The sequence below is a fragment of the Chamaesiphon sp. OTE_20_metabat_361 genome (assembly GCF_031364565.1).
In genome coordinates, this window is the sequence record NZ_JANLWO010000650.1 from 1 (window position 1) to 8,264 (window position 8,264).

At 47.0% G+C, this 8,264-nt stretch carries 9 protein-coding genes; 4 read left to right on the forward strand and 5 right to left on the reverse strand.

The window, feature by feature from the left end; genetic code table 11:
• Nucleotides 1-384: 384 nt before the first annotated feature.
• The 3 genes from RMO35_RS18625 to ilvB all read right to left on the reverse strand — a co-directional run bounded on the left by RMO35_RS18625 (nucleotide 385) and on the right by ilvB (nucleotide 4,197).
• Nucleotides 385-1,452 (reverse strand): family 10 glycosylhydrolase, encoded by a 1,068-nt coding sequence (locus RMO35_RS18625; protein WP_309743015.1) that lies wholly within the window; start codon nucleotides 1,450-1,452, stop codon nucleotides 385-387.
• 76 nt (nucleotides 1,453-1,528) lie between these two features.
• Nucleotides 1,529-2,002: a redox protein gene (locus RMO35_RS18630; protein ID WP_309743017.1), complete on the reverse strand. Its 474-nt coding sequence runs from the start codon at nucleotides 2,000-2,002 to the stop codon at nucleotides 1,529-1,531.
• 359 nt (nucleotides 2,003-2,361) lie between these two features.
• On the reverse strand, nucleotides 2,362-4,197 hold the full coding sequence (gene ilvB, locus RMO35_RS18635) for a biosynthetic-type acetolactate synthase large subunit (protein WP_309743031.1): 1,836 nt from the start codon (nucleotides 4,195-4,197) through the stop codon (nucleotides 2,362-2,364).
• Nucleotides 4,198-4,366: 169 nt separating this feature from the next.
• On the opposite strand from ilvB, the gene RMO35_RS18640 reads away from it, so the two are divergent.
• Nucleotides 4,367-4,546 (forward strand): hypothetical protein, encoded by a 180-nt coding sequence (locus tag RMO35_RS18640; RefSeq protein WP_309743019.1) that lies wholly within the window; start codon nucleotides 4,367-4,369, stop codon nucleotides 4,544-4,546.
• 28 nt (nucleotides 4,547-4,574) lie between these two features.
• Here the strand turns inward: RMO35_RS18640 and RMO35_RS18645 are convergent, their stop codons facing one another.
• On the reverse strand, nucleotides 4,575-5,273 hold the full coding sequence (locus RMO35_RS18645) for a MotA/TolQ/ExbB proton channel family protein (RefSeq protein ID WP_396135061.1): 699 nt from the start codon (nucleotides 5,271-5,273) through the stop codon (nucleotides 4,575-4,577).
• A gap of 411 nt (nucleotides 5,274-5,684) precedes the next feature.
• Nucleotides 5,685-6,608, reverse strand: coding sequence for an isoaspartyl peptidase/L-asparaginase family protein (locus tag RMO35_RS18650; RefSeq protein ID WP_309743023.1), 924 nt, complete (start codon nucleotides 6,606-6,608; stop codon nucleotides 5,685-5,687).
• Nucleotides 6,609-6,698: 90 nt separating this feature from the next.
• Between RMO35_RS18650 and RMO35_RS18655 the strand changes: the two genes are divergently transcribed.
• From RMO35_RS18655 to RMO35_RS18665, 3 genes are read left to right on the forward strand one after another with little or no spacing between them, the layout of a single operon-like run.
• Nucleotides 6,699-6,953, forward strand: coding sequence for a type II toxin-antitoxin system prevent-host-death family antitoxin (locus RMO35_RS18655; protein ID WP_309743025.1), 255 nt, complete (start codon nucleotides 6,699-6,701; stop codon nucleotides 6,951-6,953).
• The gene (locus RMO35_RS18660) at nucleotides 6,946-7,209 is read left to right on the forward strand and encodes a Txe/YoeB family addiction module toxin (protein ID WP_309743027.1); all 264 of its coding nucleotides are present in this window, start codon (nucleotides 6,946-6,948) and stop codon (nucleotides 7,207-7,209) included. Before RMO35_RS18655 ends, RMO35_RS18660 begins: the two co-directional genes overlap by 8 nt.
• Nucleotides 7,210-7,230: 21 nt before the next feature.
• Nucleotides 7,231-7,977 (forward strand): DUF416 family protein, encoded by a 747-nt coding sequence (locus RMO35_RS18665; protein ID WP_309743029.1) that lies wholly within the window; start codon nucleotides 7,231-7,233, stop codon nucleotides 7,975-7,977.
• Nucleotides 7,978-8,264: the final 287 nt, after the last annotated feature.

Below are 8,264 nucleotides of genomic sequence, written 5' to 3' on the forward strand. Positions count from 1 at the left end.
GTAATCGGTGATTTCCAAGAACCAAAGGGAGCTAGTTGCATGAGTTTCGATCGATGTAGAGGATGGTAGCAATCTTCAATACAATTGAGCTGGCACGCTAGCACCGCTCGCAAAACAATACCGACAAACTCGCATACTAAGGATTCTACCCGATCGTGTCGGAGCCTCATACCCTCGATCTTGGCAATTTAAGGAATTTTTTAATGGTTAGGGATAGGGAATAGGAGATAGAGGTAAGAGGTAAGAGGTAAGAGGTAAGAGGTAAGAGGTAATGGGTAAAAGGTAATGAACGATTCTTCATCTCCCAGTCTCTCAGTCCCCCCGTCCCCCATCTCCCATCTCCCATCTCTTGGATTTACGCTGCTCGTTACTAAAGCGCGAAGATCAGGGGCGATTGGGGTTGAAGATGTCGATGAGTTGCTGGGGATCTCTGCTGACTGATTGTGGTGATAGTCGTTCGTGAAAGAGTGTTTCGTAGAAAAAGCAAGCATAGCCGCTAAATCCCTGCTGGATAATTGAATTAACTTGCGATCCGATCGTGTCAGTTGCGATCGATCGCGTTCGCAATCCGGTTAAAATGCCGATGAGGGTAGGAATTTTGTGGTTGATCGCGCGTACTTCCGGTTTGGCTAACTCCCGATCGAATAGATCCAACCCGTCGCGATAAACTTGTAATACCAACTCATCGACTAATCCCAACTCGCACCACTTTTGCCAGTCTACTAAATAACGCCGTTTGGAAAAGTCTAGGGGATTGGGGGAAATTGAAATTTGACAATCGTGGCGGATTGCTTTGACTGAACTGACGATCTCTTGCAACAATGATGTCAACTGTCCCGCTCGCCAGTCATCCCACTGTCTACTACCAGAGTGGCTAAATAACTGTTGGGTAAATCGTTGGCGTAGCCTCTCCCCTGGGGAATCGTCACCCAGCTCGACTGGAAAGGCAAAATGGTCGTCTAATTGAATCCCTGCAACTGGATATCGCTTGACGACATCGGTAATTAGATCGACGATAAATTTACGGACTCGATCGTGACAGGGATTGAGCCAAACATGGGGATCTTTTTGACCGTTGGCACCTTGAATCCGCTGGGTATTGCCTTGCTTATCGCAGCTAAGTAAATCTGGATATCGACGGGCGATCGAGCTTTGAGGTGGTAGCATCAATCCATACTCAAACCACGGAATTACTCGGATGTTTAATGGTTGAGCTAACTCAATAATTTCTGTCAGTAAATCGCGTCCGACAAAAGGACTATTTGACAACACTAGCTCGCCAGTTAATTCCTGAGCTACTGGACTCGGATACAAAGTATAACCCCGTTGCCATACCGCCGGATAGATTGTATTAAATCCCAACTGTGCCAGACGTGCTAATCCGAGCGCTATATTGGCGCGAGAATTCATTACTTGACTATCGACATTAGTCAGCCAAACAGCTTTTCGCAATTCTAGATCCTCATCATAATTAAAGCTAGATAATCACAATTATCTAGCTCGATCTCGTTAGCAATATTGACTGAGTTCACCACTGAAATCCGTGTAATTTGGGTAAAGGTGCCGAGGCGGATGTCGCGCGTAACAAGCGGGGAATTATACCGCTATTGTAAACGCGAAACTCGCTCTTGACAGTCGCTTCCCGGTCGCGCACGGCTTGATTCATCACGACCGACCCATTTCGATCGGACACAGAGCGATGGAAGGTGCCCCTAGGAATCCGCAGAATCTCGCGATCGGTCTCCAAGCGCACAATATGATATGGGTAATTCCAGGTAAAATTCACCAGATAGAATGTCCGACCGCCAGATATGGCTAAGAGATTGTCCTCCTGGTGGGGATGGAGATAAAATTGCCAGTAGCCGCGATCGCTATCGGGTGGACTGATGGCTGGGCCTTGATGGACTACCAAATCCCGCACGTTGGATTCGGGAACGGTGATATCGAAGAAGCGCACGCTGGGCGTATCGCGAAACTTTTTGTAGCTAACCATTTCAAACACGATCGTACCTCACACAATAATCTACTGTTTACTTATGAGCGTCGCACATTTAATTTTGGCAAAAGGTCAACTTTGAACAGTTTGACCCCACTAGTTCCGATCTTAAGACATTAAATCGCGATCGTGGGGATTTTTAAGAGGTAAGGGGTGAGGGGTAAGGAGTAAGAGGTAAGGAGTAAGAGGTAAGAGGTAAGAGGTAGGTTGGGTTGAGCCACAGCGAAACCCAACACACTCCACCAAAGTTCCTCTCATCCCTTCGACGATAGTTAATGTCGTCTAAGTTCCTCCGAGCGCCATAAAAATAGCGGCGCAATTTATGAATTGCGCCGCTATTTGGCATGTAAAATGTTGCAGATTAGTTACTGCTGGCTGCCGCATTCGGGACAGAACTTGTGATTGACCGTATGGATTGCACCGCAACTACGACAGTGAATCGAGAGGGCACCCGAACTCGCCCGTTTGGGTTTAGCTAGTCCGACCATTTCCGCATTGGACTTATTAGAAGGCACCATTGGGTAACAATTTTCATTGCGCTTGACTTGGGCATTGAGCAACACGGGGCCATCATGAGCTAACATAGCGGCGATCGCGTCTGGTAATCCTTCGCGACTATCTACTGTCATCCCCTTAATGCCATAAGCCTGCGCTAACAGCATGAAATCGGGCTGAGAGGGGGCCATTTCCGAAGAAGAGTAGTTTTCCTCATAAAAAGCTTCCTGCCACTGTCTGACCATGCCTTGCCAGCCATTATTGATGATGACAATTTTCACGTTCAAACCGTATTGCTTGAGCGTACCGAGTTCCTGAAGATTCATCTGGAAACTGGCATCGCCGCTGATACAAATTACTTGCTCGTGGGGGAGTGCCATCTGTGCGCCCATCGCCGCAGGTACGCCAAAGCCCATCGTTCCCAAGCCCGCACTCGAAATCCAGTGTCGGGGGAGGTTATTGAGAAATTGCGCCGCCCACATTTGATGTTGACCGACATCGGTAGTGTAGTAAGCATCTGGCGCTTGACGGCGACATTCGACGACGACTTCTTGAGGTGCTAGTAAACCTTCATAGCTGGGTGCTACCAAAGGATTATCAGTGCGCCAACAGTCGATCGTTTCCAGCCAAGCTCTAGTCTGTTCTGGCTTGTTACCTAAGCCTAGTTCGCGTACCCGTTGGAGCAGTTGGATCAGGACTTGTCTGATATCGCCGACAATCGGGACATCTGGGGTGCGATTCTTGCCGACTTCCGCAGGATCGATGTCGATATGGATGACCTTGGCATCAGCCGCAAATCCTTCTAATTTACCCGTAACGCGATCGTCAAATCGCGCGCCGACAGCAATGAGTAAGTCGCAATCAGTGACCGCCCAGTTGGCATAAGCAGTACCGTGCATTCCCAGCATCCCGACTGAGAGCGGGTGCAGCTCATTAAAGGCACCTTTCCCCATTAGGGTAGTAGTGACTGGGAGTTGAAACAATTCGGCGAGTTGTTTGATTTCAGCATGAGCGCTGGCAGAAATCGCGCCACCGCCAACGTAGAGCAAGGGCTGACGACTTTTGGCAATCAGTTGAACTGCTTGATTGATTTGGCGGGGATTGCCGCGAACGGTGGGCTTATAGCCAGGGAGTTTGACATTGCCCGGTGCGACGGGGACGTATTCACACGCCATCGCCCCGATATCTTTGGGGACATCGATCAGTACAACGCCGGGACGACCGGAAGCGGCAATGTAGAAAGCTTCGGCGACAATCCGCGACATGTCGGCAGGGTCGCGGACGACATAAGAATGCTTGACAATCGGTAGGGTGATACCGTAGATATCGGTTTCTTGAAAGGCGTCGGTACCGATCGCATGGCTGGGAACTTGTCCGGTGACAACTACCAAGGGAATTGAGTCCATTTGGGCGGTGGCGATCCCGGTAACGAGGTTGGTGGCTCCGGGGCCAGAAGTAGCAAAACATACCCCCACTTGCCCTGTAGCGCGGGCATAGCCATCGGCAGCATGGGCGGCACCCTGTTCGTGACGGACGAGGATGTGCTTGAGTTTGCCAGCAGCTTCAAAGCGATAAATTTCATCGTAAATGGGCAGGATCGCGCCACCTGGATAGCCGAAAATATGTTCGACACCATGACGGTACAGGCTATCGAGGAGCGCATAAGCTCCCGTCTGGGTTTGCGCGATCGCCGAAATGACAGGCAGTGCTGGGATCGTTGCTACTTCAATGACACGTTGAGACACAAATAAACCTCGCGAGTTTAGAATTAAATTATAAATATTTATTTACTGGACTGTCGATCCGGACTAAGGATTGTCCCGATTCATACGGATTCTGGCTATCAATTTGCGATCGGATCCGAGCTTGTGCTAATTGTCTATTATCTATCGATCGACCGATAGTCGCTCGGATCTCGATAAATATATTTATTTTCGGCTGGGTAAATTATGCGATTTGCGCTGTCTAGCTAGTGCGGGATGGCGGCCGATCCTCGGGCGGATCTTTTGTCAGTCCACCCCACAAATCTTAGGGTGCGTTATCCTGCACAAGTAACACACCCTACGCTTCAACACTTCTAAACTTAGGGCATCGATTCTGGTTCGATCCGCACGATTTTCCCTGGGAGAGGCTCTGCAAATGATTTACCGCCTACATTGAGCCAATGTTCCCGATATAACAATTCTAGCTGATTGCCAGCACCGCGAAATAACTTCACTTGATTGAAGATCAGTCCTTGAAATAGGCGATAAAAAGCCAAACTGAAGATCGCCACTACCATCCCAGCCGCTGTCGTGATCAATGATTCGCTAATCCCAAGTGTCACATTCGAGGCAGATGAAGTACCGAGATCGCCAAGTTTAATTCCACTCAATGACCGAATCAAACCCAATACAGTTCCGAGCAATCCGAGTAATGGTGACAAGGCAATGACTGACTCCAGCGTCTTGTCACCTCTGCGCATCAGCGCGATCTCATCTTCTGCGGAGGCTTCGAGTGCGAGCTTAAATGTCTCGGGATCGGGATTTGTCCGCTTGAGCGGAGAGTAGAGAAATCGCCCGATTGGCTTACGATTGCGCTCTTGCTTGGCAATCTGAGCGGCGGTGTCCCATTCGTCATTGGCACCAGCTTCAAGCACGCGTTCGACGAGTTCTTCCTCTCTCCTAGTGGTTTTAAACCAAAACCACAGCCGTTCTAGAATAGTCGCTAAGGATAAAATCGATAGCCCAAACAACGGCCACATTACCGGGCCACCTTTTTCAAACAGTTCTCTAGCATCCATAATTGAATAGTTGGGAGTTAAGTTTTCATCACAGGCGGTTAAACCTCGAATCAGAGTCAATTATTGCAGCTAATTGACGCGCGAGCGATTGGTAGTCAATCTCTAGTAACATTGCTCGATCGCTGAAGATCTGGTTAGCTATTTGTCTTCGCCTGAATCTACAGTAGCATCAACGTGGGTTCGACTTAGATGTCATGAATTTAGGAAGAGGGAAGAGGGGAGAGGTAATGGGTAATGGGTAATGGGTAAAAGGTAAGAGGTAAGAGGTAAAAGGTAAGAGGTAATGGGTAAAAGGTAATGGGTAAAAGGTAAAAGGTAATGGGTAAAAGGTAAAACCTAAAAAATAGCTTCTACACATAGCTTCTTAAATGTGGTTGTGATGATCCGATCGCGATCGACTCCAAGCAACCATTAACCTAGCTTACAATGGGTTTCGCCCCCCAACTCGATCCAGCCGCGAATCAGACCCGAAGTAGACTGCGCCGCCGCGCAGCGTCCCGCCGCATCGATGACAATTGCCCCACCGTTCCCATTGACCTTTGCGACCAAATAATCGATTCCCGCCTGTGCCGCAGCTTGAGCATCCATGCCCCGAAACTGGACGAAATCAGAAATCGTCTTCGCAAACACCGTCCGCAAAAACTGTTCGCCGTAGCCCGTTGCTGACACCGCACAGGTGTCATTATCAGCAAACACTCCCGCACCGACGATCGGTGTATCGCCAACGCGTCCCCACCGTTTATTTACCAGTCCACCCGTAGATGTCGCCGCCGCGAGATTGCCATGAATATCGCGGGCTACTGCTCCGATTGTCCCTAACTTCTGAGACGGCTTAACTCGTTCGTGGTCTAATGTCATGCCCCCAACTACCTGCACTTCGGCTAGCTGCTTGATTCGCGCCTCGGTAATAAAGTAATCATCCGGGTAAGTTTCGATCTGACAAAATTTTGCAAACTCTAAGGCACCATCGCCCATCAGCAGCACATGTTCGCCATGCTCCAGTACCCGCCGCGCTAGCGAAATCGGATTTTTGATATTTCGCAAACAAGCCACCGCGCCCGCCCGCAAATCGCGTCCATCCATCAATGCGGCATCCATCTCCACTTTACCATCGGCATTGAGCACCGAACCTTTGCCCGCGTTGTAAAGCTTATCGTCTTCGAGCAGGCTAGCGCAATATTCCACCACATCCAAGGCACTATCGCCCCGTTCTAAGCGTTCGCGCCCCCGTTCTAAAATTGCGGTGATACTCGCGTGAAATGTTGCTTCGCTGGCTTCGTGTTTGAGATCTTCTAAGGCACCAGCACCACCATGAATCATTAATGAGTAGGACATAAATTAGTGGATAGTGGGTAGTGAATAGTTAAGAGTGGATAGATCGAACGTTACTTGCTATACTTGTACCAATAGTTGTACGAGTATAGCATGAAAGTTGTTTCCTTCAGTGAAGCCAGAAATAGCCTCAAGACGGTGCTCGATCGAGTAGTGGCAGATGCCGATTATACGATCGTCACTCGCCGCGATGCTGAAGACGTAGTGGTGATGTCGTTGGAATCATTTAATAGTCTGATGGAGACAGTACATTTATTAAAGTCTCCCGCAAATGCAGCCCATTTAGAACGATCGATCGCCCAATTCAAGCAAGGAAAAGCGGTAGTACGCGACTTGCTAGATGACTAGACTGACTTGGACTGATGAGGCTTGGGATGATTATCTTTATTGGCAAGGGCAGGATAAAAAGACGCTCAAAAGAATTAATAAACTAATCGAGGCAATGATGCGCGAACCATTTAAGGGCATCGGTAAACCAGAACCCTTGCGTGAGAATTTAGCTGGTTTTTGGTCGCGGCGGATTGATGACACAAATCGGTTGGTTTATGCAATGGAAGATAAATATTTGACGATTATTTCTTGTCGATATCACTATACTAATTGACAACTACATTTAGAGGTATTTATGGTATTAACAGTAAAAGATGCAATAGAACAAGAAAAAAATCTATCTGAATTTATTCCTTTTGTAGAAATAGCAATTCAAGTAAAACAACTGCCTTTTCATCATCAAGTTGCTTTTTTCTGCTCTTGTTGTGAAAGAATGCTGCCAATATGGACACTTATTGATGGTTGTGATGATTCACTCGATATGTCTAATCTTCGAGCTACTATGGATGAGTTATGGCAAATTGCTGGAGGCATGGATATACAAGAGCTAGAGATAGAGTCTCTGACTGAAAAAATAGCTACATCTATAGAAGATTACGAATATAATTATTCAAATGATGATGATTGTGAGGAAATACACAAACAAGCTATAAGTTTAGCTACACATGTTTCTGATATGCTAAATCAAGTTGTTGGCTACGTCGTTATTACGCTCTCCGACCCGTTATCCGACAATAAAATTAATTTATTTCTAAAAATATTTGTTACATTAATTTTCACTATATATGAATATCTGGATATTCACTTCTATAGTCTAGATTCGCTCTGGGAATTAAAAAAATCGCGAAAAGACCAGGATGTAATCTTTCTGAATCATCTCTTGACTCAATCAGAACTGAAAAAAGAACAATCAGATCTAAATTTTTTAACACGGACACTAGACTTAACTCCTGAATTGTTATCTGAATTTAGAGCGAAGTCCTGTCCTAATGGAGTTAGTGTTCTGGGTTCTATCGATAAAGTCAGAGCCACTTTATCTTGATTAATAAAGCCTTCTGGTGGTCAAATTCTGTTTTAATCGGTCGAATTAAGGCAGTATTCATATGGCGATAGCTCTCATAATTTATCTTACTCGATCGTTATGCTCGATCGGATATGGTTCCGATTTGCTACAATCTAATTGAGTAGAATCTCGGTAAATTTTGCAAAGCTGGAATGATGTCAAACCATAAAACAACAATACACAGCGCTGAGTCACTGGTCGATGGCAAATCAACAGCTACAAGTTTCTTTGACATGACTGATGAAGAGATCTCCGCTCTAGCCAAA